The sequence below is a fragment of the Gemmatimonadota bacterium genome (assembly GCA_040388625.1).
GTDB lineage: Bacteria > Gemmatimonadota > Gemmatimonadetes > Gemmatimonadales > Gemmatimonadaceae > Fen-1247.
Map to the genome: position 1 here is coordinate 484,801 of JAZKBK010000004.1, position 25,734 is coordinate 510,534.

The window sequence follows — 25,734 nt, forward strand, 5'->3', positions numbered from 1 at the left end:
CCCGAGCAAGCGGGAGACGGGACTCGAACCCGCGACATCAAGCTTGGAAGGCTAGCGCTCTACCAACTGAGCTACTCCCGCGACAGTGCTGAACAATGGTCGAACAATGGTGGGGGAAGGATTCGAACCTTCGAAGGCGTTAGCCGGCAGATTTACAGTCTGCTCCCGTTGGCCGCTTGGGTACCCCACCTGAGTCCTGCGCGACCACCGTGTGCCGCATGTAACCCCCCTTTCCCGCAGAGCTGACGACCGGAATCGAACCGGTAACCTGTCGATTACAAATCGACTGCTCCGCCAATTGAGCTACGTCAGCAACGCGTTTCCACGCAAGCCTGGAAAAATACCCTGTTTCCGGGGCAAGAGTCAACGGCTACAACAGCTTTTTCCAACGAGTGCCCTGCGGCCCATCCTCGATCGCGATCCCTCGGTTTGTCAGCTCGTCCCGAATTGCATCGCTCGTGGCAAAATCCCGCTTGGCGCGCGCCGCCCGACGGTCGGCGAGGCGTCCTTCCACGTACGCCGCCAGCTCGGCATCACCCTCCACCCGGTCGGGGACTATGTCGAGAACCCCGTTCACGAGCGCAAATGCCTCCCTCGCCCGTTCGAGGGCCGCCACATCGGTGCCGGATCTGTCCAGCTCCGAATTTGCACGCCTGATGAACCTGAACAGCGCACCCATCGCCTCCGGCGCGTTGAGATCGTCGAACAACGCGGCTTTCGCCTCGCTCTCCAGGTCTGCCGCGGCAGCAGCGAGCTCGGGGGTCCCGCCCGTCGCCCGTTCCAACCGCTCGGCGAAGTCGCCAACTCGACGCACACCCTCGAGCGACGCTTCGAGCGCCTCCGGCGACAGGTTGAGCTGCTTGCGATAGTGCGTGGAGAAGGTGAAGTGCCGGAACGCCGCGCCCGAGACGCCCTGCTCCCGCATGTCCGCGACCGTCGCGACGTTCCCCACCCGCTTTGCCATTTTGGCTCCGTCGGTGAGAAGAAACTGGCCATGGCACCAGAAGCGCGAAAATTCGTGGCCGGTCGCGGCCTCCGACTGCGCGATCTCGTCCTCGTGGTGAGGAAAGACGAGGTCGATCCCGCCGCAATGAATGTCCAGCGTCTCTCCAAGAAACCGCATTGCCATCGCGGAGCACTCCAGATGCCAGCCGGGACGGCCGCGGCCCCATGGCGAGTCCCAGGCGGCACCGGAGGCCTCGTCCTCGGGCTTCGCCGCCTTCCACAGCGCGAAGTCCTGCGCGTTCTCCTTGGCGTAGTCATCCTGCGCTACGCGTGCGCCGCTCTGAATCTCGCGCTTGTCCAGGCGCGACAACTTGCCGTACGCGGGAAACTTGTCGATAGCGAAGTACACCGATCCGTCGTCAGCCTGATATGCGACGCCTCGCGCGACCAATCGCTCCACCAGAGCAATCATCTCCGGAATGCTCTCAGTGGCGCGAGGGTAGCGCTCCGCGTCCTCGATCCTCAGATAGTGCCGATCGGCGTGAAATCGTTCGGTGACGGGCCCGGTGATCTCACCGATCGTGACACCGGCCTCCGATGCGCGACGAATGATCTTGTCGTCCACGTCGGTGAGATTCATCACCTGATCGACCTGCCATCCTGCAAGCCGAAGCACGCGTCGCATCAGATCCTCGAACAGAAACGTTCTGAAGTTTCCAACGTGCGCCGGATTGTACACTGTCGGTCCGCACGTATACATGCGCACCACCCTGCCGTCCGCGGGCGCGAATGGCTCGACCGACTGCGTCATCGTGTTGTAGAGGCGAACCTGAGGCATCGTACAAAGGTAAGTACGCAGCCTAGAGGCCGCGATGTTGCGAACGCCGCTCTCGTCCGTCAAGCAAGCTGAACCGGAGCGCCCGCGCGCCATCGTGTGATCGCGGATTGTGCCAGCCACGATCAATGCCGCAATCCCCGCGTGACGCCGCCTCCAGTGATTCGATGGCGCCCGTGCCAGTCCTGCCGCGGTGATCTCGTCAACACGGACGGTCGAATGAGCGAAATTCAGCAGCCAGGCGATTGAGCGAACCCGGAGAATTCAAAACGCGGCCTCGCGTCCGCAAAGCACTTGTCGCGACGCTCGCCGCGCTGGGCTACTACGCTGGTGCGCGCCTGGGCTACCGCTTTGCGATTCCCGGCGGCGCGGTCATGCTGTGGCCCGCGAGCGGAGTCATGCTGGGACTGATGCTCTCGAGCGAACGGCGCGACTGGCCCGCAATCCTTGTCGGGGGACTCATCGGAAGCGTCGTCTCGGACACGCGATCCGGCTACGGCGTCGTGTTCGCGGCGGGCGCCGCTGTCGCCAATGTCGGCGAGACGCTCGCAGCGACTCTGCTGGTGACCTCGCGGCTGCGGCACCGCATAACGCTTTCAAGTCTCCGCGACGTGGGTGTACTGGTCTTTGGCGCCGTCATCCTCAGCAACGCAGCAACCGCGATCCTCGGCGCGATAGCCATGCATCAACGATTCCAGTCGGCGTTGCTGCATGCATGGTTCTTCTGGTGGATCGGCGACGGTCTCGGAATGCTGATAGTGGCGCCCGTAGTTATCACGGGGGTCCTGGCTGCGAGACACCCGCGATTCAGGACTCGATCCGCCGTCGAGGCAGTGCTCGTGTTTGCCGCACTCGCCGTCATCTCTCAGATCACGCTCGGCCCCGGATACTCATGGGCGACGGGATCCGGGCCGTTCGCCACGTTTCCGTTGCTTCTCTGGGCCGGTCTGCGCTTCGGCCCGTTTGGCGCGGCGGCCGCGACGCTGGTGGTTGCGGCAATTGCAACGTGGAACGCGGCGCTGCATCTGGGTCCATTCGCCGGCAGTTCACTGTCCGTGATCGACACAGCCGTGCAAACGTACACGTATCTCGCTGTGACGAGCCTGTGCGCGCTGATCCCGGCAGCTGTGGTGGCGGAGCGCGAGGCATCGGCGCGCCGACAGAGTGAGAGCGAGGACCGCTACCGCTCGGTCGTGGAGGCGGCGACTGACGCAATCGTGACGATCGACACCGACAGCCGCGTGCGCTTCGCGAACGCTGCCGTGATGGACATCTTTGGCTACGCGCCCGATGAACTCATCGGACACAATCTCGACATGCTCATGCCCGAATCGTTTCGGCCACTTCACAAGGCCGGACTGCACAGGTACGTGACGACGGGCGCACCGACCCTCGACTGGAGAGCGAAGCGACTCACCGGCCTGCACAGAGACGGACACGAGATTCCCCTCGAGATCTCGTTCGGTGTTCGCAACGAAGGCGATGCGCGCATATTCACGGGCATTATCCGCGACATCAGCGACCAGCAGACAGCCGCGCGCGCACTACGCGAGGCGGAAGACCGCATGGGATTCGCGCTGGCCGCCTCGCGAGTTGGAACGTGGGAAGTAGACGTCGCGACAGGTGCCTCGACGTGGTCGACCATCCAGGAGGAGCTTCACGGCGTCGCCGCGGGCACATACGGCGGGACGCTGGAAGCGTTCATCGACCGGATCCATCCGGATGATCGACAGCAGGTCAGGGCTGCAATCCAGAAGGCGATGCAGCAACGCACCGATTCGAATCTTCTGTATCGCACCGTCTGGCCCGATGGGAGCGTCCACTGGATCAGCGGCGTTGGGCGTTCCTTCTACAACGCCGACGGCACTCCGATACGCGCCGCCGGCATCGCGCTGGACGTGACGGAGCGACGCGCACTGGAGGAACAGTACCGGCAATCGCAGAAGATGGAGGCAGTTGGACAATTGGCGGGCGGTGTCGCGCACGATTTCAACAACTTGCTCACCGTCATTCAGAGTTACGGAAGCATCCTGCGCGACAACATGAAGCCGAACAGCGAAGCCGCACACAACATCGCAGAGGTGCTTTCTGCCGCGGATCGAGCGGCCGCTCTGACGCGTCGATTGCTCGCGTTCAGCCGTGGACAGCTTCTGGCGCCGAGAGCATTGAGTCTGTCGGAATCATTGCTGAGCGTCGAGCCGATGCTGCGCCGCCTGATCGGCGAGCACGTCGAGATCGTCGTGCGTGCTCCCCGCGACGGCGGCAACGTCGTTGCGGATCCCAGTGAGATCGAGCAGGTAATACTCAACCTTGCGATCAACGCGCGCGACGCCATGCCGGACGGCGGCGCGTTGACGCTGGAGATCAGCAACGTCGAGCTCGACTCTGCGTATCGGCGCATTCACGGCACCGCGGCGACCGGTCCCTATGTGATGCTCTCCGTGAGCGACACCGGCACCGGGATGGACGCAGCAACCGCGGCGCGGGTGTTCGAACCATTTTTCACGACGAAGCCACCTGGCAAGGGTACTGGCCTGGGCCTATCGACCGTTTACGGGATCGTGACGAGGAATGGAGGATCGATCGCTGTTTACAGCGAGCCGAACCACGGGACGACGTTCAGGGCCTACTTTCCGCGCAGCGATGCCGAGATGGAAGCCGTCGCGCCAACCGCTACGACGAGCGCAACGGCCGGTTCCGAAACGTTGTTGCTGGTGGAAGATGATCCTGCGATCCGACGCATCACGACGCGTATCCTCACCGCCGCGGGATATCGCGTGATTCCTGCGGGATCACCAGAAGAGGCGCTGGACATTGCGGACACCAACGCGACGGATATCGACCTTCTCTTTACAGACGTGGTGCTTCCCGAGATGAGTGGGCGAGGGTTGGCCGAGAAGCTTTCGGCGCGGGTCCCGGCGATGAAAGTGCTCTACATGTCCGGCTACACCGACGACATAGTCGTGCGCGCGGGCGTACTGGAGCACGATACGCTGTTTCTGCAAAAGCCCTTTTCACAGAGCGCCTTGCTGAGCAAGGTCCGCGAAGCGCTCGATCGGAGTTCGGCTCGGAGCTAGGCCTTGAGCCGCGTCTTGAACGCTTCCATATCGACGGGGCCTCCCTCGGCGAGCAGTACCCCTCCGTCGGGCACCGGTACGCGAAGCACGAGCTTCCGATCGCGACCGCCCTTGCGGAAGCCCTTTCCCTCGTAGATGCGGTTGATGAGAATCCGTCGCACCACTACCATCACCATCGCGAGAGTTGGCAGTGCAACCACGAGTCCGAGCGGCCCGAGCAGGCTCCCAACGACGAGCACCGCCATGATCGTGAGCACCGGCGGTAGCTCGACCTGCTTGGACATTACGAGCGGCGAGACGAGGTTGCCCTCGATGAGATGCACTATCACGCCGACGCCGAGCACGAGCAGCGCGCGCGTTCCGCCATTGGGACCGGTGAGGACGAAAGCCGCCGGCAACGTTGTGCTGAGGAGTGAGCCGAAGAACGGAACTATTGCGACCATTCCCGTGAACACGCCGAACGTGAGCCAGTACGGCACGTTGAGCACCCACAGAAAGAACGCGGTGAGAATCGCGAGGACCGTCATCGTCGTCAGCTGGCCTACGATGTAGGCAAGCAGCGAGCCCGCAACATCGCGAAGAATGTCGCGCACGAGATCGCGATGTCGCGGTGGAAACAGCGCGATGAGCCATTCGCGATACACACCGGGTTGCAGCGCGAGATAGATGCTCATCACGAATACAGAGAACACGTCGATCAGAATTCCGACGATGGAGAACACTCGCGAGAACATTCCCTGCGCGTAGCTCGACATCTGATCGTACAGTGCACGCAATACCTGATGCTGGCCGGTCTTCCAGTAGCCGCTCGTGCCGGGGAGGCTGAGCACGAAGCGATCGAACGACGCTTCCCAACTCGTGATGTAGGTGGGAAGGACATCCACGAGCTCTCGCGTCTGTCCGAATACGGCGGGCACGAGGAGCCAGAACAGACCGACCACGACCCCGATCGTGAGGAACACGCTCGCCGCGAATGCGACACGTGCGGGCACCTGCGCGCGCGACACTAGTGCATCACGCACCGCCCCAAGGTACAGCGAGAGTATGACGGCGATGAAAAGCAGCAGAAACACATCCACCGTTCTCTGGAACATCCAGAGAAGGAGGATCAGGAGAGTGACCGCGGTTATCGTTCCGGCGGCCTTTCCTCCACCTACGGAGACAGGACTCAAGTTTCCGGCTTGTTCTCGCTCGCATCCGGTGCGGGAAGTCCGCGCGCCGGATCAGAGGCCACTTCACCGGGCGCCAGCTGCCGCGACTGCGGCGCCTGGCCAGAGCCGACCAGTCCCATCTTCTGCTTGAGCTGCGACAGCTGCAGATCCGCGGTCGCATCTCCCGCAGACGACTCCAGTTGCTTGAACTGATTGCTGAGCGCGTCGCCCGAGAACTCCTGATCGATCTCGACGCTCGCGCGAATCTGTCGCTCGTTCTGCTCGATCTTCTCTTCCATGCGCGCGAACGCATCGAATGCCGACTTGTCGGACATCGACGACATGGTTTCCGAAATACGCTTCTGCGCTTCGGCACGACGCTGGCGCGCGAGCAGCAGTGTCTTCTTGCGGTTTGCTTCTTCGATGTTGTCGTTCAGATCACGAAGCGAATTCTTGAGGCGATCGGTCTCCTGCTTGTGCGCCTCCCATGTCATCTGCATCTGCTGGCCGCGCGAGACGTGCTCGTTTCTGCGCATGAGCGCCTGCTTGGCGAGTTCGTCGCGCCCTTCCTTGACGGCGAGCATGGCGCGTCGCTCCCACTCCTCGGCCTCGCGCAGCTCGCCCATCGTCTGGTCTTCGAGGCGCTTCTCATCGGCGATCGCGGCGGCGACCTGCTGCTTGGCTCGCACGAGCTGCGTCCGCATGTCGGCGATGATCTGGGTCAACATCTTGTCCGGCTGCTCTACAGCCGAGATCGCGGCGTTCACGTTTGCGCGAAAGAGACGCGCTATGCTTTCAAAGATGCCCATGCGGACAGAATTGGTCGGAGTTCGTGGAGCGGGTGGTCGTCACGTACCAGGCCAGGCAAGGCTGAGCCGGTGCTGTCTGTGCTGCCTATATACTAGCGCCGGCCACCAGATAAAAGAATAAACAAATACCAATGAGCGGGTGCATTGGCGGTCTCCAGACCGCCGATGGCTCGGTCCGGTGGCTTTCTGACGGGGTCGATCTGGCTACCCGGCCGGCCAACCTGGCGCACAGCCGACCGTTGCGAACCGAGGCAGGGAGGCCGGCGTTCTGCAGCGCGCGGATGGCGCCGTCCGAACTGCGTCTCCGACGTGTTGTCTCTACCCATACGGGATGGCCAATTCCGTCGCGACGACACAACAGTCAGGCTGCCCCGGAGACACCCGTTTCGTCGCTGCCGACACAAAGGATGTATTGGCTAAGCCGTTGACGGACAACGTGTTGACGAGAAATGACATGCCGATGATCCCGGTCTGGCACGGGGCCCTGGAATTGCTCACGCGGATTGCGCGATAAACCGTGCGCACTTTCCACTCTGGAGAATCTGATGGCCAGTCGAATACCTCACACATCGCTCGCGATTTCGCATTCGTTGGCATCCGCTATGATGTCACGCATTTACACACTCTCTCCCAGGAGGACGAAGGTTATGTTACGCTCCAAGCTGGCCCTTGGCGCCAGTGCATTGGCGTTGTGTACGCTTTCGGCGCAGGTACGGGCTCAGGCCGTCCGAACCGACGCAGGCTTTACCACGAACAACCTTCCAGCCAACGACGACGGATCTACAGGCCTGATCAACCTTGGATTCTCGGCCAACTTCTTTGGCACGACGTACACGCAGGCGTACGTCAACAACAACGGCAACATCACGTTCAACGCGCCCCTCTCGACCTTCACCCCATTTGGTCTGACAGGTGGCGGCGTCCCACCGATCATCGCACCGTTCTTCGCTGATGTGGACACAGACAACGGCCCACTAATGACGTACGGCACGAGCTCGATCGGCGGACACAATGCGTTTGGCGTCGACTGGCCCGGCGTCGGATACTACTCCGGCCACATCGACAAGACGAACATCTTCCAGCTGGTCCTGATTGATCGCAGTGACACTGGTGCGGGAAATTTCGATTTCGAGTTCAATTACAACCAGACTCAGTGGGAGACTGGTGATGCGAGCGGGGGATCGGGCGGACTGGGAGGCAGTTGCGCGCACGCGGGCTACTCCAATGGCCTCACCGGTGCCTCCAACAACTCAGCCGAGCTGACAGGCTCGGGCGTCTGCGGTGCCTTCCTCGACGGCGGAGTCGACGCGCTGATCAGCCACGACCAGAACAGCACCCAGCTTGGACGGTACATCTTTTCGGTGCGCAACGGGCAGGTCGTCCCGCCGCCGACGACGGTGCCCGAGCCATCCTCGCTCGCGCTCCTCGGCACCGGCTTCGCGGGGATCATCCCAATGATGCGGAAGCGCCGGCGGAACGGTTGAACACGCAAGCTCACAAGCACTTTGGAGAGGGCCCATGTTATCGCATGGGCCCTCCGCTTATCTGCCTGCGGGACGAACCATTTCGGTGTGCGGTATGTCGTCCTCGTCGTACTCGTAACCGGTCGAGACGAAGCCCAACTGCTCGTAAAAGCGGAGCAGGTACCTCTGCGCCCCGATGCGAATCGGAACGGGGCCGTACAGCCGCTCGGCGCGGGCGATTCCTTCCCGCACCAGTGCACGCCCGAGTCCGGTTCCTCGCGCCGATGAAGCCGTTGCGATCCGCCCCAGCGACGGCTCGACGTACTTGATGCCAGGCGGAACGACGCGCAGGTAGGCCGCTATCTCGCCGGTGGCACCGCGCGTCCACAGATGATGTGATACGCGATCTGCGCCATCGGAATCCTGGTACGGACAGTTCTGCTCGACGATGAAGATCGCGGTGCGGAGCGCGACGATGTCGTACAGATCAAGCGGTGTGAGCTCATGGAAGTGCGCCCACTGCCACACGGGGGCGGGTTGCTCGGTCACGACCTACGCCCGCTTGATCTGGTACAGCCTCTCCTTGGCGAGACGGCGCCCTGTAGGCGTCGCGGCGAGGCCACCGCCTGCTGTCTCGCGATAACGGACGTCCATCTCGCGACCGATCTGCCCCATCACGTCGATCACCTCATCCACGGGAATCGCGAACTCGATTCCTGCGAGCGCCATCTCGATCGCTGCAAGCGCAATCGCCGAGCCTGTAGCGTTCCGGAATACACATGGCAGCTCCACGAGACCGCCAAGCGGATCGCAGATGAGGCCGAGCGTGCTCTGCATTGCAAGCGCCGTCGCGTGGCCCGCCTGGCGCGGCGATCCGCCCAGCATCTCCGTGGCTGCACCCGCCGCCATTCCAGCAGCCGCGCCCGTCTCCGCCTGACATCCGCCTTCCGCACCAGACAGCGATGCGCGCTCGGCGATCACTGCGCCGATGAGACCGGCGGTTGCAAGTGCATCAACGAGTTGCTCATCGGAGATACCGCGCGCACTGGCTATGCCAGTGAGCACTGCGGGCAGAACGCCAGCGCCGCCCGCCGTTGGCGCAGCGACGATTACGCCCATGGCCGCGTTCACTTCCTGAACTGCCAGCGCGCGTATGAGGATGTCGTGGAAAGGCGTCGCGGCCAGCGGTCCAGCGGTGCTGTTGACGAGCTTCGCGGCATCGCCACCAACGAGCCCGGAGTTGGAGCGCATTGCGCCGGTCATCCCCGCCTCGACTGCGCCACGCATCACATTGAGCGCACGAGCGAGCGAGTTGCGGATGTCCGCAACGCTGCGTCCCTGATCCTGCGATTCCAGGTCGAGTGCGACAGTTGTGAGCGTGGCCCCGCGGGCTTCCGCGTCGCTTATGGCCTCGGCGAGTGATCTATACATTCGACTGCCTCAACCGCCGGAGACTCGATCCAGCCGCATCGCCCAGCGAACCCAGGCGAGCTCGCGGATCTCGTCGCGAACTTCCTCGCCTGGATTGTCATCACACTCGATCACGATGAATGCGTCACCACCGCGCTGCTTACGCGTGAGCTTGAGCGTCGCGATGTTGATGTCGTGGTTGGACAGAATGTGCGTGACGCGCGCGATCGACCCCTTCACATCGGCGGCAAGAATCACGATGCTGTAGAAGTTGCCGCTGATGTCGACCGGATAACCGTCGATTTCCGTGACGAGCACGCGGCCAGCACCGAGCGATGATCCAACCATGACGGCGCGACGCGGGCCGCGCGCGACAGTGATTCGCACCGTATTCGGATGCGATTCGTCGCTGATCGTCGTCTTCTCGAAGCTGTACTGGAGCCCTTCCCCGTCGGCAATCTCGAGCGCAGTTCTGATTCGTTCGTCATCCGGGCGAAAACCAAGCAGGCCTGCTACGAGTGCCTTGTCGGTGCCGTGCCCCTCGCCTGTACGTGCAAACGATCCGTGCAGCTCGAGCAGGGCCGTCTGCGGCGTGCCACCCACGAGGCCGCGCGCCAGCAATCCGAGCCGGCACGCACCAGCCGTGTGAGATGACGACGGCCCGACCATTACGGGGCCGATGATATCGAGAAGAGAGACCATCAGCCCGCCTTGCGCCGGGACATTGCTGGAAGCATGTGGCGAAGATACTGCCCCGTGTGCGATGCTGCCACACGTGCAACCTGTTCAGGTGTCCCGCTCGCCACGATCGTACCGCCTTTCAAACCACCCTCGGGTCCAAGATCGATGATGTAATCGGCTGTCTTGATGACATCGAGATTGTGCTCGATGACGAGGACTGTGTTGCCACGATCCACGAGCGTGTGCAGAACCTTGAGCAGCATGCGCACATCCTCGAAGTGCAGACCGGTGGTCGGCTCGTCCAGAATGTAGAAAGTGCGTCCCGTGTCCCGCTTGGACAGCTCGGACGCAAGCTTGACACGTTGCGCTTCTCCGCCCGAAAGCGTGGTGGCGCTCTGACCGAGGTGGATGTAACCCAGTCCGACTTCATTGAGCGTGACGAGCTTGTTGTGAATGCGCGGCTGGTTGACGAATACTTCCGTAGCGTCTTCGACAGTCAGCTCGAGAACGTCGGCGATGCTCAGTCCGCGAAAACGCACCTCGAGCGTTTCGCGGTTGTACCGCTTGCCCTTGCATACGTCGCACGGCACGTACACGTCGGGCAGAAAGTGCATCTCGATTTTCACGAGGCCGTCGCCTTCGCATGCTTCACAACGACCGCCCTTCACGTTGAACGAGAAGCGGCCCGGTCCGTATCCGCGGATCTTTGCCTCCGGAAGCTCGGCGAAGAGCTCACGCACTGGTGTGAACAGTCCGACATAGGTCGCCGGATTGGATCTCGGAGTGCGCCCGATCGGACTCTGATCGATGTCGATGACCTTGTCGATGTGCTCCAGTCCGGTGATGCGCTTGTGCTTTCCGGGGATGACGCGCGCACGATAGAAGTGGCGCGCGAGCGAACTGTGAAGAATGTCTTCCACGAGCGTCGATTTGCCCGATCCGGATACACCCGTCACCGCGACAAAATTGCCGAGCGGAATCTCCGCCGTCACGTCGCGCAGATTGTGCTCGGTCGCACCTTCTATGCACAGCATGCGGTCGCCATCCTGCGGGCGCCGCTTTTCCGGAACAGCAATCACCGAATCACCGCGCAGGTAGCGCCCAGTCACCGACGCGCGATCGTTGGTTACCTGCTCCACCGTGCCCTCGGCAATGACAAAACCACCGTGCTTTCCGGCGCCGGGTCCGAGGTCGATCAGGTGATCCGCGGCGCGCATCGTCTCCTCATCGTGCTCCACGACGATCACGGTGTTGCCGAGATCGCGCAGCTGTCGCAGCGTCGCGAGCAATCGAGCGTTGTCTCGCTGGTGCAGACCGATCGACGGCTCGTCCAGTATGTACAGCACGCCAACGAGTCGCGAGCCGATCTGTGTCGCGAGGCGAATGCGCTGCGCCTCGCCGCCGGACAACGATTCCGCCGCGCGGCCAAGCGTCAGGTAGTCGAGACCTACGTCGACCAGAAAGCGCAGTCGCTCGCGTACTTCCTTGAGGATTGGGCCGGCGATGTCGGCGTCGAGCCCGGGTTGCGATCCCGATCGAACCTTGATGTCATTGAAGAAGTGAACCGCTTCGCCAACAGATAACTCGACCACGTCGCCGATGTTGACGCCAGCGATCGTCACTGCGAGCGACTCGGGCTTGAGCCGTCGTCCGCCACAGGCAGTGCACGGAAGCGCGGTCATGAACTGCTCGAGATCGAGACGCACCGAATCCGACTCAGTCTCGTCGTAACGGCGCTGCACGTTGGAGATGATTCCTTCCCACTTGATGTCGGCAGAGCGCGGACCGCCGCGGCGTCCGCCCGATCCGTAAAGAAGTGCGTCGCGCGTCTTCTGAGGCAGCTCGCCCCAGGGCGTATCGAGATTGAACTTGAGCTCGCGCGCGAGTCCTGGAAGGATGGTGCGTCGCAGATATCCGTCCGGCTCACCCCAAGGGAGAACCACGCCTTCCGGAATGGTCAGACTGGCGTCGCCGAGTATGAGATCCTCGCTTACCTCGCGACGAGTTCCGAGTCCGCCACACTTGGGGCACGCACCGAACGGCGAGTTGAACGAGAACTGACGCGGCTCGAGCTCTGTGAGCGACGTTCCGCAATCGGGACATCCGAACTTCTCGGAAAACAGGTTCGACGAATCGTCGTCGTGACGTTTCACTTCGACCAGACCGTCGGACAGCTTGAGTGCAGTCTCCACCGAATCCGCCAGGCGGCCGCGGTCGTCGCGATTGACGACAACGCGGTCGACGACGATGGCGACGCTGTGATTCAGCTTCTTGTTCAGCTTTGGTGGCGACGCAAGCTCGATCAGATCGCCGTCGACGACGGCGCGCACGAACCCCTGGCGGCGTGCACTCTCGAACAGCTCACGAAACTCGCCCTTTCTTTCGCGCACGAGCGGCGCGAGAATCTCGATGCGCGTGTCCTTTGGCCACTGCAGGATCGTGTCCGCGATCTGCGCGGCGCTCTGACGCTCAACCGCACGGCCGCACGTGGGGCAGTGCGGTGTGCCAGCGCGCGCGTAAAGGAGACGCAGGTAATCGTAGATTTCCGTTACGGTCCCGACGGTAGAGCGCGGATTGTGGCCCGCCGTCTTCTGCTGGATCGATATCGCCGGTGACAGTCCCTCGATCGAATCGACATCGGGCTTTTCCATCAACCCGAGGAACTGGCGTGCGTAAGCGGACAGCGACTCCACGTACCGCCGTTGACCCTCGGCGTAGATGGTATCGAAGGCCAGCGACGACTTGCCGGAGCCCGACAGGCCGGTGATCACCGTCAGCTTGTCGCGCGGGATGGTAACATTGACGTCGCGGAGATTGTGCTCGCGAGCGCCTCGAACTATCAGTGCCTCTTCTGCCATAGCCATCTAAACCTAACGGACTTACGGTGTAAATTCGGGTATGCCACACTCCGACGCAGTAGTTGTCCTGACGACGGTCGGGACGGAGGACGATGCCGCAACCCTCGTCCGGGCCCTTCTCGAGCGGCGCCTTGTGGCGTGCGGGACGATGCTCCCAAAGGCACGCTCCATCTACCGGTGGGACAACAAGGTTGCCGACGAGACCGAGGTAGTCCTGATGCTCAAGACCCGGTCCGCCTGCCTGGACGCCCTTCAGGCCTCTTTCGAGACGCTCCACCCATACAAGCTGCCCGAGCTGCTGGTCCTTCCGGTCGCCGCCGGCCTGCCGAAGTACCTCAGCTGGATCGCGGACGAGACCGGCCTCTCGATCGCGTGAAACTGAACCTGGACCGCCGGGTTCTCGCCGCGGCGGCTCTTCTCTGCTGGGCAATCGGGCTGGCCTGGATGGTCAGACGTCGCCACGACGTCTCCGACGCTGACCGCCTCGCACTGGGTGTCCTCCGCCTCGAGCCGGCAACCTACTTCTACACGATCGATCAGACGGGCGAGCCAATCGGCTGGGCTAGCTCATCGCTCGATACCACCGCAAGCGGCTTCACGGCTCGTGGGGCGGTGCGGGTGCGCGCGCTCATCGCCGGCGACAGCCAATCGGTAATCGCGTCGTCAACCGCTCACCTCACCCGCGCATTCGCGCTAGATACTTTCGCGCTCACCGTAAACGGAATCGAGCATCCGCTTCAGCTCCGGGAAACGCCTCCCGCAGGCTCAGGCGTTCTGCTTCCCTCCCTGGCGCCGATCGCGATAATGCTCACGCGCGCGCCCCACATCGGGGCGTCGACTGCAACCCGCATCTACAATCCACTCAGCCGGCGCGTCGAACCCGTGACGCTCCGCATTGCTGCAGAGTCCTTATTCAGCGTGGCGGATAGCGCCGTTTTCGACACTGCACGGAAGCACTGGGTAGCCGCTCACATCGACACGGTACGCGCTTGGCAGCTCGTACCACCCTCTCGTGCGATTTCTGCCTGGGTGGATTCACGCGGCCGGCTCGTTGCCGCGAGCGAGCCCGGCGGACTGTCGATGACGCGCAGTACCTACGAGATCGCCACGCTCAACCCGAAGCTCCCGAAACCTTGATCCAGCTTGCAGGCCTCACGAAGCGTTACGGCAACTTCACAGCTGTTGCAGAAATGGATCTGTCGGTGCGACGAGGTGAATTGTTCGGCCTCCTCGGCCCGAATGGCGCCGGCAAGACCACCACGCTGCGCATGATCGCCGGCATTCTTCAGCCTACGGCCGGAACCATCGCGATTGGCGGTGTCAGTCTCGCCGACGATCCCGTCGCGGCCAAATCCAGGTTGGGCTTTATCCCGGATCGCCCATTCATCTACGAGAAGCTCACGGGCACCGAATTCCTGCGCTTCGTCGCCGGTCTGTACGGTCAGGGTGGAGATGAAATCGACCGGCGTGGAGAAGAGCTGCTCGCGCTCTTCGATCTCGTCGATTGGAAGGACGAGCTGGTCGAAACCTACAGTCATGGCATGCGCCAGAAACTCATCATCGCCAGCGCGTTCGTTCACCGTCCGGAAGTCATAGTCGTCGACGAGCCGATGGTCGGACTCGACCCAAAAGCGGCACGTCTGCTCAAGGACCTGTTTCGCGCCTACGTCGATCGTGGTAATACGATAGTCATGTCGACACACACGCTCGAAGTGGCGGAGACGTTGTGCGACAGGATCGCGATCGTCCAGAACGGAAGGATCGCAGCAATGGGAACGATGACCGAGCTTCGCACCAGTACCGGTTACGATTCCGGACTGGAAGACATCTTCCTCCGGCTGACCGGAGAGAAGGCAGGGCGTACGGCGCTGGAAGTTCTGTCGGTCTGACGGCGACATCATGGTCCGGCAGCTACTGCACGTACTGTCTCCCAAAGTGCAATCGCTTCGCGCCGTTGCGCGACGGGGATCGCGCGGACGCGGCGCGCGAATTGTTCTCCTGTCGAGTGTCGGCGGAGTGTTCTGGCTCTGCGTATTCGGCGTCACCTACCGGCTGCTGACGTACTTCAGGAACGTTCCCGAGATCGGCACGCTGCTCGCCGCAAAGCTGCTCGGCCTGGTCCTCGTGAGCTTTTTTGGCCTTCTGTTGTTATCCAACGTCATCACCGCGCTGTCCACCTTCTTCCTCGCTCGTGATCTGGATCTGCTTGTTGGAACGCCAGTCGACTGGCTGTCCGTATACGGTGCGAAACTCATCGAGACGCTGGTGAACTCGAGCTGGATGGTCGTGTTGATGGCGTTTCCCATCTTCACGGCATACGGAATCGCGTACGACGGAGGTTGGTGGTATCCGCTCGTTGCTGTCGCCGCAGTGATTCCGTTTCTGATAATTCCGGCTGCCGTCGGCGCAGCTGTCACGCTGCTGCTTGTCAACATTTTCCCCGCGCGTCGCACGCGTGACATTCTCAGCGTGATCACGGTGCTCGCCGCTGGCGGCGTCATACTCGCGTTCAGATTGCTGCGTCCCGAACGACTCGCCCGACCGGAGGGCTTTCGCTCCCTCGTCGATTTTCTTGCAGTTCTGCGGACGCCCACTTCGCCGTGGCTCCCGAGTGACTGGGTGCAGACGGGCGTGCTCGGCTGGCTGCGTTACGAGCCGGATGCGCTGCCGTTCTATCTACTGTGGTCGACCGCTGCGGCGCTTGTCGTCATGGGTGCGATACTGCATCGCACCCTCTACGCCGCTGGATTCAGCAAATCACAGGAAGGAAGCGGCAGAACGGCGACACGCGGCCGCGCACGGTCGCGCATGCTGCTGAACATGCTTCCCGCGACGCGGCGAGAGCTCGTGCTCAAGGAACTGCGCCTGTTCTTCCGCGATACGACGCAGTGGTCGCAGCTGATCTTGCTGGTCGTGCTCGTCGTCGTGTACGTGCTCAACGTTCGCTTTCTTCCGTTGCGCGGCGACGGAATAACCTTCTTCCTCGCCAACATAGTTCCATTCCTGAATCTCGTCCTCGCTGGATTCGTGCTCGCCTCGATCGCTGCGCGGTTCATCTTTCCGTCGGTGAGTCTGGAAGGACGCTCGTGGTGGCTGCTCAAGGCCAGCCCACTCTCGATGCGCGATCTGCTGTGGGCGAAGTTCTGGGTGGGTACGATGCCACTTCTCGCGTTGGCGCTCGCGATCGTCTTCACGACCGACGTGCTTCTCGAGGTGAGCGAGTTCATGACCGCGGTTTCGATCGGTACGATCACGCTGCTTACCTTCGCAATATCCGGCCTCGCGATCGGCGCTGGAACCATCTTCCCCCAGTTCGAAACTGAGAACGCGGCGCAGATACCTACATCGTTCGGCGGTCTCATATTCATGATGACCGCCATTTCGCTCATCGGTGCCGTGATCGTGCTCGAGGCGCGGCCGGTATACACGTATCTCCTGGCGCGATCGTTCGGGAGTCCGATCGACCCGACGGAGATGATAATCGCCTTCTCAGCCGCCGCGGCGTTGTGTCTGACGGCAACTCTTGCACCGATCCACCTGGCGGTGCGACGGTTGACCGCACTGGAGCTATAGCGCAGGCCCGACGAATGTGAACGGCTGCTGAACCAGCTGCCGAACGGGATGGCCGCGGAGGCGCGCGGGAATGAATCGGGCTTCCGAAAGCGCCCGGACTACAGAGGCCGCGAACCGAGGATCGGTCGATGAGACGATGCCAATCGTTTCCGGCTCGGGGCGCCCAGCAGTGTCGACCACGAACTCCGCCAGGACTCGTCCGGGGACGCGCTCCTTGTAGAGTGGATCGGGATACCAGGGCGTGGCAGGAGCGGACGAGTCCACTCGCGCGGGTATGTCCACTTGATCGGCGGTGTAGACCTTGAGACGGTCGACAAGGTCGGCGAGTTCCGCCGGGGTGAGCGATTTCTTCTTTCTGGGCTCGCCCTGGCGGGTCCAGACAACGATGGTTCCGCAAAGTATGGGACCGAGCCGATCGACGAACTGCGGCGGAACGGTGGCGATGCCCGAGTAGATCTCGATTCCAACGATATCGCTCGGCGTCACCCAGTCCAGATCGAACTCTGCCGAGTTGGCGGGCGTGCCATCGATCCAGACCGACGGCCAGCAGCTATTGCCGCGAATGCGAACATGAGACTCGTCCGGATTGCTTTCGGTGATCTGAAGTCCCGGAACCATCCGGAGCATGTCTGTGATCTTAAGCGGCGCGCGCTCCGCAATTTCGTCAGCCGTGATGAAGTGCCCGAAGCCGCGATCTCGTCGCTCGTAGAATCCCGCCAGATAACCTTCGTAGTGGCGCGGAAGTTTTGCGCGCACGACCACCGGGCTGAGCTCGTGCGGCACGTCCTTCATCGTCACGTCGACGTGCGTGGTCGTTCGGTTGGTGACGACAACATCGATGGACACCGGTAAGAAGCCCAGGCGCCGAACATGTAACGATCCTGTGCCGGGAGGGACTCCCTGGAGGATGAACCGGCCGGAATCGTCGCTCTCGGCGCTGAGCGCCGTGCCGGCTACGGAGACTTTTGCTCCGTTGATTCCAACACCGGCCGAGTCACGCACGGTGCCGGTGATGGTACCCTGCGCGGCAGCGTTGCGGGTCAACGCCGGCGACGCGCTCAGGATCAGGAGCGCAGGCAGCATTACAGCTGAACCTCTTGAGATCCGCACGGGCGACCAGTGCATCTGAACCTCCGGATCGATGCCTACAACGTCTTTCCCTCGATTGTCTTTCCAAGGAACGCGCGAAACAATGGCGGCAGGGAGGCGAGCGCCCACACCACTTCGAGGATGATGAACCCGGCGCGCCGGTCATGGATCGCGACCCAGGCGAGCAGCCCCGATCCAACAAAGTTGAGCACATTGAATGCCGCGCCGTCGTTTCGCATCTTGCCCGCCTGCAGCGACACGAACCCGATGAGCAAGAAGGCCGCGCCGACCATCGACAGCGTTTGATAGAACACCCGGTCAGGCCGCCAGAACGTTCCCGCACTCGGAACAGTAAGCCGCGTCACTCTCTGGACGCGGCCCGCAGCGCGCGCAGACCACTTCACTCGCCGGCGCCGGCTCACCCGTGCGCATCGCGGCTACGGCACTCTGCGTGTACGACGACTTGAGCTCTGCGTAGTCAGTATCCGAAAGCTTCCCGGTTACATGGTCGAACTCGATCTCGCGCAGTGCGTCGACCGCGGTCGTGACGCCGGTGCTTCGGCTCACCACCCGCGGCACCGACTTCATCCCGAGCGGCTCCCGGAATAGTGGATACAGCACGAAACAGAGCGCCACGATGGCAAGCCCGGTTCCAACGATCATCGCAATCATGCGTCGTCCCTCATTACTTCGTGCAAACGCGCAAGCTCTTCCGGCGTGGCGTGAACCGTATCCTCCGGGATGTTTGGCTCTGCCTCCGGCCTGCTCCAGTGCTTCAACAGCGCAAACACCAGCACGCTGCCAGCGCCAAGCGTCACGAATGGAGCCAGATAGCCAAGCCAGTTGAAGCCTTCCTTTGCAGGCGCCATCAACACGCGCTCACCGTACACCGAGCGAAACGCAGCCAGGATCTCCTGCGCACCGTATCCGCCCCCGACCAGCCCCATCACGTCCACGTGCATCGACGGCGAGACAGGACACGTGAAATCGGTTGTCCTGCAAGTATAGATGTCGAGGTTGCAGCCGCACTGGCAGTGAATGTGGTGTTCGAGGTCGTCCCGTTGCGCGTCGCTCAGCAGTGGAGTGGCATTCGGCTTCGCGGGCAGTCGCACCGGCTTGTACGTGGCGGCGCTCATGTCCATGTCCATCGAATTCGCCGACCCCTGCGCACTCGCAACGCGCGCGACAGCAAGACTGCTCGCGACAGAAAGCAGAAACTGTCTGCGCCCCATCGTCATGCGCTTTCCACCGGTATCGCGTCCGGACGCAGCGTCGTCACGTATCCGCCCTGCTTTCTCCTGCGCTCTGCCTGCGGCCACATCACGATCAGACCGCCGACCGCCATGCACATTCCGCCGAGCCACACCCAGCGCACCAGCGGGTTGAATGTGATTCGTATCTCGCCCGTATCCTGGCCAGTCACACCGGCGAGCGTCACGTACACGTCCTGCCTGAACGAGCCCTTGATTCCCACCGCCGTCGCCGGCTCGAAGGTCGGAACGCGATTGTTCGGGTCGTTGCCGGAGAAGTACTGCCGCTTCTCACTCGTGATGACGCCCATCCGCTTGCCGTCGCGTTTCGTCTCGAGTGCTATCGCGGTTACTTCACGATTCAGAACGTCGTAGCGCGACACACCCTGGCTCGTGAACGTCCAAGTGTGCCCGAACGGATCGACCAGGGTCTTGGTATCGCCAGCGGAAATTGTAAGATCATGTTCCGTCTTGAACGCGAGTCCGGCAAACGCGCAGAAGATGATCACCACGCCGGCATGTACGATGTATCCGCCATAACGCCGGCGATTCCGCGCGATCAGATGCACGAATGCAACTGGCACTGCCTCGTCGTACATCGAATGGCGCGCGCCAACACCCTTGTAGAATTCCTGCAGAATGGTCGCCGCGACGAAGCCCGCGAACGCGTACGCGATCATCGCGGACATGCTTCGCATGCCAGCGGCAAACAACAGCGCCGGTACGATGACGAGCGCCGATGCCGGAAACGTGAACTGTCGCCGCAAGTTCGCGACCGACGCACGACGCCACGCAATCAGGGGACCGATTCCGGTCAGCAGCAGCAATAGCAGTCCCAGCGGAACGTTGACCGCATTGAAGAACGGCGGACCGACCGTGATCTTGGTGCCGCGCACCGCTTCGGTGAGAATCGGGAAGAGCGTTCCCCACAAAACCGAAAACGCGATTCCAACCAGTACGAGATTGTTGTACAGGAACGCCGCTTCTCGGCTCACCATGCTCTCGAGCACCGCGTTGGCCTTGAGGTCCTTGAGACGCGTGGTGACGAGATACACGCTCACGATGATCGCGACGCCGAGGAATCCGGCGAACCAGTTGCCAACGGGCGACTGAGCGAACGAGTGAACGCTGGATATCACTCCGCTGCGAGTGATGAACGTTCCGAAGATCGACAACAGGAAGGAGCAAATGACCAGCGTCACGTTCCACTTGCGCAGCATGCCGCGCTTTTCCTGCACCATCACCGAATGCAGAAACGCAGTCGTCGTGAGCCACGGGAGCAGGCTGGCATTTTCGACCGGATCCCAGGCCCAGTAGCCGCCCCATCCGAGCTCGACATACGCCCACCACATGCCAAGCACGATGCCCGTCGTGTTGAAGAACCAGCTGACCAGCGCCCAGCGCCGCACCGCGACCAGCCACTCCGCGTCGAGCCGGCGAGTAACCAGCGCCGCGATCGCGAATGCGAATGGAATGCTGGTTCCGACGTAACCGAGATAGAGATTCGGCGGATGGATCGCCATTCCCGGATTCTGGAGCTGCGGATTCATTCCGCGCCCATCGACCGGCAGCCAGTCGAGCCGCTCGTACGGATTCGAGCCGAAGCAGAGCGTCGCGAGGAAGAAGATCGCGATCACGGCGAGCGTGCCGATCACGTAAGGCATCAGCTCGCGATTGCGGCTGCGACTCGTCAGCACCGCAATCGACGAGAAGAAGGTGAGGATGAGAACCCAGAACAACATCGAGCCCGCCTGCCCGCCCCAGAACGCGGTGAACAGATAGGCTTTCGGTAGATTCGCGCTGGTGTACGACGCTACGTACTTGAAGGAGAAGTCGTGGGTGAAGATCGCCGTCCACAACCCGGCCGAAGCAAGAACCACCATCGCGAACGTCGCGTAAGTTCCGCGCTCAGCACTCGCGATAAGATCCTGGCGCTTGAGCGAGCCGCCGGCAAAAGACACGGTCGCCGTCCAGACCGCCATCAACAAGGCGACCCACAGCGACAGCTCACCAACGAGAATCATTGTAAGGAGAAGTAGAGCGCGGTCATGGCCGCGCTGTCGTCACGTCTGAGCGCGCGCTGGACGATCCGGCGCGTTCTCATACCGCGAGGCACACTTGGCGAGGAGTGTCGTCGCATGAAATACCTGGTCGCGCCCGAGGCGACCCTCCACCACTACGTCCACGCTGTCCGTGAACGTATCCGGCGTGATGCCACGATAATCCACGTTGTACGTGTGCGTCCCGTCGGTCATTCGGAACGACGTCTCGCGACCGCCAGGCTGGCGCACGATCGAACCGCTCACAACACGCGCGCCAACCTTGACGCCCGTGTTGTAGAACGTGGGATCGGTCGCGATCTTGCTCGAAAGCTCCGTCGGCGTGAGATAATACGTCGCCGTCTTACTGATGGAGCTCGCCATCAGATATCCGGCCACGCCGAGTATCAGCGCACCGCCAGTCAGGAATTTGGTGCTCGCTTTCACAGCAGGGAAATATATCGTCTGTCACCGCCGCAAATGGAGCGCCTGCGGCGAAAACAAGAGGTGACCGGCGGCACCGACCGACCCTTGCGCTCCGGGCGGCGCCGTCCGGGATCCTGCACGGCGCTTTGGCCATCGCCGCGCGCCCCATCAACGGTCATAACGACTTGAGATACTGCACGAGATCGGCCTTCTGCTGGGCGGTGAGGTTCAGCGCCAGCTTCGAATTGTACCGCTCCACCACGTCCGCCAGCGTCGCCGCGCTCCCGTCGTGAAAATACGGCGGATGCTGCCACACTCCCTTGAGCGGCGAGGTCCTCCACTGCTTGGTCGCCGTCCGCAAGGCGTACGCCGGATCGGTCGGTATCTCGGATAGCGCGTGCAGACGAGTGTTGCCGTCCGTGAATTCCTGGCCAACGTGGCACTGCGCGCACTTGCCGGGGCCCGCGAAGACCACCTGCCCGCGCGCGGCCGCAGTCGCGTCGAACGACCCGACCGGTGCCGCAGGCGCGTTCAGGCTCAGCTGGTACGCCTGCAAAGCCGGAAGCTTCGGCTCGACCAGATTGGGCGCCGGCTGCTGCACGTTGATTCCCAGACGCGGCTCCGAAAAATTGCCCTGCCCGTGCATCTGCGTGACCGCGACGTACCGGTTCCAGTATTCCAGATCCGTCCCGTCACCCGTAAATGTCACCGAATGCAGCCCCGCCAGCCCGTACGCCGGCGGTATGACGGTCGGCCCATTCTTCCCGTCGAAGTTGTAACGTGGATCGTACTTCCCCGCTCCCCAGGAGTTGTACACGGCCTTTTGCGCCGGCGTGAGCGCGCCCGAGAGAGCGATGATGGCCCCTGGATTCAGGTCCCGGTTGGGCCACCCGTCCAGCCTGTGCCCGATCCCTGGAGCAAATGCGTCGTCCACAGTCGAGTGACACAGCGCACAGGTGATTCCGACCCGTGTCAGAGAGTCACGTCCGTTCACAGTCACCACCGTCCCGCGCACTCCGACCACGGCGCCGAGCTTGATGAGCGCGACGGTGGTGGCCGGACTCTTCAGGTCCACCTGGCCCGCCTGAATCGCCTGCACGAGCGCTGCAGGAAGCGTATCCATGTCCACCTTGAGCCCCACCGACAGCGCGGTCGTGGGATCGACGGCTGCCTGGATCACGCGCTCCATGTGCAGCGTGTCCGTCCAGAATTTCTCGTCACCAAACGTGTCGAACCTGAAGATCTGCTTTCCGCTCGCAATCAGCTGCGGCGACGGCGGCGGCTCCACGGGATTGCGATCGCTGTTACACGCGACGACGGACACCACCGACCCACTTATAAGGAAGAGCAGCATCCACGCCTGGAACCAATCACGCACACTCCCCCGACCCTTCTCCAGTGTGCGCTCGATCCACGATCCTGACAACATGCCTCGGCTCCTTTTCGGTTCTGACCGGTCTCCAGCGCGCCTCGCACAGGGGCGGCCGAATGCCGATCTCTAAATAAGTGCAGGTTTTCCTTGACTTATTTATTTAACCTGACTGGCGCCGTCGCTGGGTAAGATGTTTGTCAGGTTACTCAGGGCGTAGCCGGCGCCGCAGCAGCGAAAGGGCTTCATCCAGCAGTGCCTTGTGCCCCGCGCCGTGGACCCAGCTGCTCGCGCCGGATGGATGCGGTAAGGGAATTACAGTTGTCTCCCGCCCGTTCAGCTCACAAATGTGCTCTCGGCCGATCAGAAGGTCGAGCGGCGCGCGGGGGAGAAATCGGTCGATTGCGAGGCGCCCGACGGGGATCACCACCGCGGGCCTGATCAGCGCGAGTTCCGTATCCAGCCAGTGGCTGCACAACTCCTGCTCTGCTGGCGACGGCACGCGGTCGCCGCGTCCGCTCGCGCTCGCACCGGGATAGCAACGTGTGATCGCGGCGATATAGATCTGCTCGCGCGCCTCCTCTTCACTGAGACCCGCCTGCGCCAGCCACCTGAACAGAGTCTTGCCAGCCCGCCCTGCGAACGGCCGTTGTCCGGTTATCTCGACCTGCCCGGGCGCCTGCCCCACCAGCATCGCGCGCGGGCGGCGCGCCATCGACAGTATGGGAATCGCTCCCGCAACCCTGTCGCCGCACGCGCGGCACGCACTCAACGCGGCGCAGTGCCGCTCCAGCGCTCGTTCGAGATCGAGCCCGGCGTCGCGCTCGAGCAACCCACCAGACATTCGCGAAATACACCTCTACTCCGAACCGCTGCGTCTCCGTTGACGACGGTCCGGAAAATATTCGTCCAGAAACTGAATCAGCGCGCGCTCTTCCGGCGTCCATGAACCGCGCGCAGACCTATGATTGGTGGATGCCGGTAATCGTATTGTATCACCATGCTCCAGGTACCGCTCGATTACCACCGGATGCACGTACGATTCTCTGCAGATCGTCGGCGTATTGCCGAGCTCGGCGGCGACGAGTCTGATTGCGGTCGCAACATTCTTCTTTGCTTCGCGCTCCGATTGCGCGGCGCCAATATCCGCGAGCACCGTTGCCGCGCGCAACGTGCCGCCCCAGGTCCTGAAGTCCTTGGCACTGTATGGAAATCCCGCAATCTCCTGGAGGTAGTCGTTGACCTCGCCGGACTCCACGTTGTGCCATGCACTGTCACCGTCCCGATATCGAAACAGCCGCCGGCCGGGAACCTTCAGCAGCGACTCTACGAACCGCGCAAGATCCCGATTCACAACCGTCTTGCGATGTCTGATCGATCGCTTACCTACATAGTCGAAGCTGATTCTGTCGCCGTCCACTGCGACGTGCGACTTGCTGAGCGTCGTCAGACCAAACGTGCCGTTCTCCTTCGCGTATCGATCGTTCCCGATTCGAAAGAAGCCGTCCGCAAGCAAAAGGATCACGGCAGCATGGACTTTCTCGGGAGAGAAATCCTTTCGCCGGAAATCTTCCGACACGCGCCGCCGAATCGCCGGCAGATCGCGCGCCATCTGCCGAACGCGATAATACTTCCGTCGCTGGCCGCGCTTCACCGCATTCGGATGATAGCGGTACTGCTTGCGACCGCGAGCGTCGAAACCCCACGCCTGAATCGCGGCGCGTTCGCTCGCAGCGATATGAACGTCTGTCCACGCGGGCGGGATCGCCAGCGCGTCGATCTGCGCGGCGCGTGCAGCACTCACCGCCTTCCCCGACGACGTCACGTAGCTGAAACGCCCGCGCTTCCTGCCGGTTCTCGAGAGCCAGGTTTGGCGCATGTCCGGCGATCCAAGCAAGAAGGCTGCCTTCCGGGACCGGCGGTCCGGCGGCGCTTATATTCAGCGCATGTCTTCCTATGACTTTATCACCTTTGAAGTCGCCGACCGGATCGCTACGATCACGGTCAACCGCCCCGACAAGCTCAACGCGCTCAACTCCGCTACGATCGCCGAGCTCGGCGCGGCGATCGACGACGCGCGAGTGCGACAGGACGTTGGCGGCGTGATTCTCACCGGCGCCGGACGCGCGTTCATCGCCGGCGCGGACATCAGTGAGCTGCAGGGGCAATCGCCATTCGTGGCGAAAGGCCGTTCTCGCGCCGGCCAGGAAGTTTTTCGCCGCTACGAGATGTGCCCCAAACCCGTCATAGCGGCGGTCAATGGATTCGCATTGGGCGGCGGATGCGAGATCGCCATGGCGTGTCATGTGCGCATCGCATCGGAGCACGCCAAGTTCGGCCAGCCCGAAGTCAAGCTCGGCATCCTTCCCGGTTACGGTGGCACCCAGCGGCTCCCGCGCCTCGTTGGCAAGGGGCGCGCGCTGCAGCTGCTCATGACGGGCGAGATGATCGACGCGGAGGAAGCGCTTCGCATCGGACTCGTGAACCGCGTCGTGCACGCTGCCGAGCTGATCGGAGCCGCGCAGATAATGTTGAAGCAGATCATGCAGAACGCGCCGCTCGCGGTCGCGCTCAGCATCGAAGCCGTGGACCGTGGACTCGGCATGACTCTCGACGAAGGTCTGACACTCGAGGCGAATCATTTCGGCTTGCTCGCCGCAACTGACGACATGAAGGAAGGAATGTCGGCATTTCTCGAGAAGCGCACGCCGGGCTTCAACGGACGCTGACGGAGACGCGGAAGCGTCGCCCTGACGGCT

At 62.4% G+C, this 25,734-nt stretch carries 23 protein-coding genes and 3 tRNA genes; 7 read left to right on the top strand and 19 right to left on the bottom strand.

The window, feature by feature from the left end; translation table 11 throughout:
- Window positions 1–8: 8 nt before the first annotated feature.
- From V4529_10820 to cysS, 4 genes are all read right to left on the bottom strand, one after another.
- Window positions 9–81, bottom strand: a tRNA-Gly gene (locus V4529_10820).
- Between the two features lie 26 nt (window positions 82–107).
- A tRNA-Tyr gene (locus V4529_10825) sits at window positions 108–190 on the bottom strand.
- A 50-nt stretch (window positions 191–240) separates the two neighbouring features.
- Window positions 241–313: transfer RNA gene (locus tag V4529_10830), tRNA-Thr, on the bottom strand.
- Window positions 314–370: 57 nt separating this feature from the next.
- A complete protein-coding gene (cysS, locus tag V4529_10835) occupies window positions 371–1,783 on the bottom strand; it encodes a cysteine--tRNA ligase (GenBank protein MES2358816.1) in 1,413 nt (470 codons plus the stop codon).
- A gap of 242 nt (window positions 1,784–2,025) precedes the next feature.
- Between cysS and V4529_10840 the strand changes: the two genes are divergently transcribed.
- Entirely contained in the window at window positions 2,026–4,857 is a 2,832-nt protein-coding gene (locus tag V4529_10840; GenBank protein MES2358817.1) for a PAS domain S-box protein, read from the top strand.
- On the opposite strand, the gene V4529_10845 is transcribed toward V4529_10840, so the two are convergent.
- A complete protein-coding gene (locus V4529_10845) occupies window positions 4,854–6,029 on the bottom strand; it encodes an AI-2E family transporter (GenBank protein ID MES2358818.1) in 1,176 nt (391 codons plus the stop codon). The two genes, V4529_10840 and V4529_10845, sit on opposite strands and share 4 nt — an antisense overlap.
- Window positions 6,026–6,817 carry a PspA/IM30 family protein gene (locus V4529_10850; protein ID MES2358819.1) on the bottom strand — a complete coding sequence of 264 codons (792 nt, stop codon included), beginning with the start codon at window positions 6,815–6,817 and terminating at the stop codon, window positions 6,026–6,028. The genes V4529_10845 and V4529_10850 overlap by 4 nt, the downstream gene beginning before the upstream one ends.
- A gap of 647 nt (window positions 6,818–7,464) precedes the next feature.
- On the opposite strand from V4529_10850, the gene V4529_10855 reads away from it, so the two are divergent.
- A complete protein-coding gene (locus V4529_10855) occupies window positions 7,465–8,301 on the top strand; it encodes a nidogen-like domain-containing protein (protein ID MES2358820.1) in 837 nt (278 codons plus the stop codon).
- A gap of 57 nt (window positions 8,302–8,358) precedes the next feature.
- On the opposite strand, the gene V4529_10860 is transcribed toward V4529_10855, so the two are convergent.
- The 4 genes from V4529_10860 to uvrA are packed head-to-tail and all read right to left on the bottom strand — an operon-like array spanning window position 8,359 to window position 13,229.
- Window positions 8,359–8,829, bottom strand: coding sequence for a GNAT family N-acetyltransferase (locus V4529_10860; protein MES2358821.1), 471 nt, complete (start codon window positions 8,827–8,829; stop codon window positions 8,359–8,361).
- 3 nt (window positions 8,830–8,832) lie between these two features.
- Entirely contained in the window at window positions 8,833–9,711 is an 879-nt protein-coding gene (gene sdaAA, locus V4529_10865) for an L-serine ammonia-lyase, iron-sulfur-dependent, subunit alpha (GenBank protein MES2358822.1), read from the bottom strand.
- 9 nt (window positions 9,712–9,720) lie between these two features.
- On the bottom strand, window positions 9,721–10,392 hold the full coding sequence (sdaAB, locus tag V4529_10870; protein ID MES2358823.1) for an L-serine ammonia-lyase, iron-sulfur-dependent subunit beta: 672 nt from the start codon (window positions 10,390–10,392) through the stop codon (window positions 9,721–9,723).
- Complete coding sequence (gene uvrA / locus V4529_10875) at window positions 10,392–13,229, bottom strand: excinuclease ABC subunit UvrA (protein MES2358824.1); 2,838 nt, start codon at window positions 13,227–13,229, stop codon at window positions 10,392–10,394. Before uvrA ends, sdaAB begins: the two co-directional genes overlap by 1 nt.
- Window positions 13,230–13,269: 40 nt before the next feature.
- On the opposite strand from uvrA, the gene cutA reads away from it, so the two are divergent.
- Genes cutA through V4529_10895 form a run of 4 tightly spaced genes read left to right on the top strand, consistent with a single transcriptional unit; the run spans window position 13,270 to window position 16,802 of the window.
- Entirely contained in the window at window positions 13,270–13,605 is a 336-nt protein-coding gene (gene cutA, locus V4529_10880) for a divalent-cation tolerance protein CutA (protein MES2358825.1), read from the top strand.
- On the top strand, window positions 13,602–14,366 hold the full coding sequence (locus tag V4529_10885) for a hypothetical protein (protein MES2358826.1): 765 nt from the start codon (window positions 13,602–13,604) through the stop codon (window positions 14,364–14,366). Before cutA ends, V4529_10885 begins: the two co-directional genes overlap by 4 nt.
- Window positions 14,363–15,118 (top strand): ABC transporter ATP-binding protein, encoded by a 756-nt coding sequence (locus tag V4529_10890; protein ID MES2358827.1) that lies wholly within the window; start codon window positions 14,363–14,365, stop codon window positions 15,116–15,118. Before V4529_10885 ends, V4529_10890 begins: the two co-directional genes overlap by 4 nt.
- A 10-nt stretch (window positions 15,119–15,128) precedes the next feature.
- The gene (locus V4529_10895) at window positions 15,129–16,802 is read left to right on the top strand and encodes a hypothetical protein (protein MES2358828.1); all 1,674 of its coding nucleotides are present in this window, start codon (window positions 15,129–15,131) and stop codon (window positions 16,800–16,802) included.
- Here the strand turns inward: V4529_10895 and V4529_10900 are convergent.
- The 9 genes from V4529_10900 to V4529_10940 all read right to left on the bottom strand — a co-directional run bounded on the left by V4529_10900 (window position 16,797) and on the right by V4529_10940 (window position 24,854).
- A complete protein-coding gene (locus tag V4529_10900) occupies window positions 16,797–17,885 on the bottom strand; it encodes a TonB family protein (GenBank protein ID MES2358829.1) in 1,089 nt (362 codons plus the stop codon). The two genes, V4529_10895 and V4529_10900, sit on opposite strands and share 6 nt — an antisense overlap.
- Before the next feature lie 62 nt (window positions 17,886–17,947).
- Window positions 17,948–18,256, bottom strand: coding sequence for a hypothetical protein (locus V4529_10905; protein MES2358830.1), 309 nt, complete (start codon window positions 18,254–18,256; stop codon window positions 17,948–17,950).
- The gene (locus V4529_10910) at window positions 18,210–18,563 is read right to left on the bottom strand and encodes a hypothetical protein (protein MES2358831.1); all 354 of its coding nucleotides are present in this window, start codon (window positions 18,561–18,563) and stop codon (window positions 18,210–18,212) included. The genes V4529_10905 and V4529_10910 overlap by 47 nt, the downstream gene beginning before the upstream one ends.
- A complete protein-coding gene (locus V4529_10915) occupies window positions 18,560–19,129 on the bottom strand; it encodes a cytochrome c-type biogenesis protein CcmH (protein MES2358832.1) in 570 nt (189 codons plus the stop codon). Before V4529_10915 ends, V4529_10910 begins: the two co-directional genes overlap by 4 nt.
- Entirely contained in the window at window positions 19,126–21,165 is a 2,040-nt protein-coding gene (locus V4529_10920) for a heme lyase CcmF/NrfE family subunit (GenBank protein MES2358833.1), read from the bottom strand. Before V4529_10920 ends, V4529_10915 begins: the two co-directional genes overlap by 4 nt.
- 39 nt (window positions 21,166–21,204) lie before the next feature.
- The gene (locus V4529_10925) at window positions 21,205–21,627 is read right to left on the bottom strand and encodes a cytochrome c maturation protein CcmE (protein MES2358834.1); all 423 of its coding nucleotides are present in this window, start codon (window positions 21,625–21,627) and stop codon (window positions 21,205–21,207) included.
- Between the two features lie 154 nt (window positions 21,628–21,781).
- Entirely contained in the window at window positions 21,782–23,035 is a 1,254-nt protein-coding gene (locus tag V4529_10930; protein MES2358835.1) for a hypothetical protein, read from the bottom strand.
- Window positions 23,036–23,180: 145 nt separating this feature from the next.
- A complete protein-coding gene (locus V4529_10935; protein ID MES2358836.1) occupies window positions 23,181–23,819 on the bottom strand; it encodes a uracil-DNA glycosylase family protein in 639 nt (212 codons plus the stop codon).
- Window positions 23,820–23,834: 15 nt separating this feature from the next.
- A complete protein-coding gene (locus tag V4529_10940) occupies window positions 23,835–24,854 on the bottom strand; it encodes a DNA topoisomerase IB (GenBank protein ID MES2358837.1) in 1,020 nt (339 codons plus the stop codon).
- Between the two features lie 67 nt (window positions 24,855–24,921).
- Between V4529_10940 and V4529_10945 the strand changes: the two genes are divergently transcribed.
- A complete protein-coding gene (locus V4529_10945) occupies window positions 24,922–25,704 on the top strand; it encodes an enoyl-CoA hydratase-related protein (GenBank protein MES2358838.1) in 783 nt (260 codons plus the stop codon).
- Window positions 25,705–25,734: the final 30 nt, after the last annotated feature.

Excerpts from the sequence above, each read along its gene's own strand:
- sdaAB (MES2358823.1), bottom strand. The coding sequence starts at position 10,392 with ATGGTCTCTCTTCTCGATATCATCGGCCCCGTAATGGTCGGGCCGTCG.
- uvrA (MES2358824.1), bottom strand. The coding sequence starts at position 13,229 with ATGGCAGAAGAGGCACTGATAGTTCGAGGCGCTCGCGAGCACAATCTC.
- V4529_10895 (MES2358828.1), top strand. The coding sequence starts at position 15,129 with ATGGTCCGGCAGCTACTGCACGTACTGTCTCCCAAAGTGCAATCGCTT.
- V4529_10935 (MES2358836.1), bottom strand. The coding sequence starts at position 23,819 with ATGTCTGGTGGGTTGCTCGAGCGCGACGCCGGGCTCGATCTCGAACGA.
- cutA (MES2358825.1), top strand. The coding sequence starts at position 13,270 with ATGCCACACTCCGACGCAGTAGTTGTCCTGACGACGGTCGGGACGGAG.
- V4529_10915 (MES2358832.1), bottom strand. The coding sequence starts at position 19,129 with ATGACGATGGGGCGCAGACAGTTTCTGCTTTCTGTCGCGAGCAGTCTT.
- V4529_10940 (MES2358837.1), bottom strand. The coding sequence starts at position 24,854 with ATGCGCCAAACCTGGCTCTCGAGAACCGGCAGGAAGCGCGGGCGTTTC.
- V4529_10910 (MES2358831.1), bottom strand. The coding sequence starts at position 18,563 with ATGATTGCGATGATCGTTGGAACCGGGCTTGCCATCGTGGCGCTCTGT.
- V4529_10945 (MES2358838.1), top strand. The coding sequence starts at position 24,922 with ATGTCTTCCTATGACTTTATCACCTTTGAAGTCGCCGACCGGATCGCT.
- cysS (MES2358816.1), bottom strand. The coding sequence starts at position 1,783 with ATGCCTCAGGTTCGCCTCTACAACACGATGACGCAGTCGGTCGAGCCA.
- V4529_10920 (MES2358833.1), bottom strand. The coding sequence starts at position 21,165 with ATGATTCTCGTTGGTGAGCTGTCGCTGTGGGTCGCCTTGTTGATGGCG.
- V4529_10900 (MES2358829.1), bottom strand. The coding sequence starts at position 17,885 with ATGCTGCCTGCGCTCCTGATCCTGAGCGCGTCGCCGGCGTTGACCCGC.
- V4529_10930 (MES2358835.1), bottom strand. The coding sequence starts at position 23,035 with ATGTTGTCAGGATCGTGGATCGAGCGCACACTGGAGAAGGGTCGGGGG.
- V4529_10850 (MES2358819.1), bottom strand. The coding sequence starts at position 6,817 with ATGGGCATCTTTGAAAGCATAGCGCGTCTCTTTCGCGCAAACGTGAAC.
- V4529_10855 (MES2358820.1), top strand. The coding sequence starts at position 7,465 with ATGTTACGCTCCAAGCTGGCCCTTGGCGCCAGTGCATTGGCGTTGTGT.
- sdaAA (MES2358822.1), bottom strand. The coding sequence starts at position 9,711 with ATGTATAGATCACTCGCCGAGGCCATAAGCGACGCGGAAGCCCGCGGG.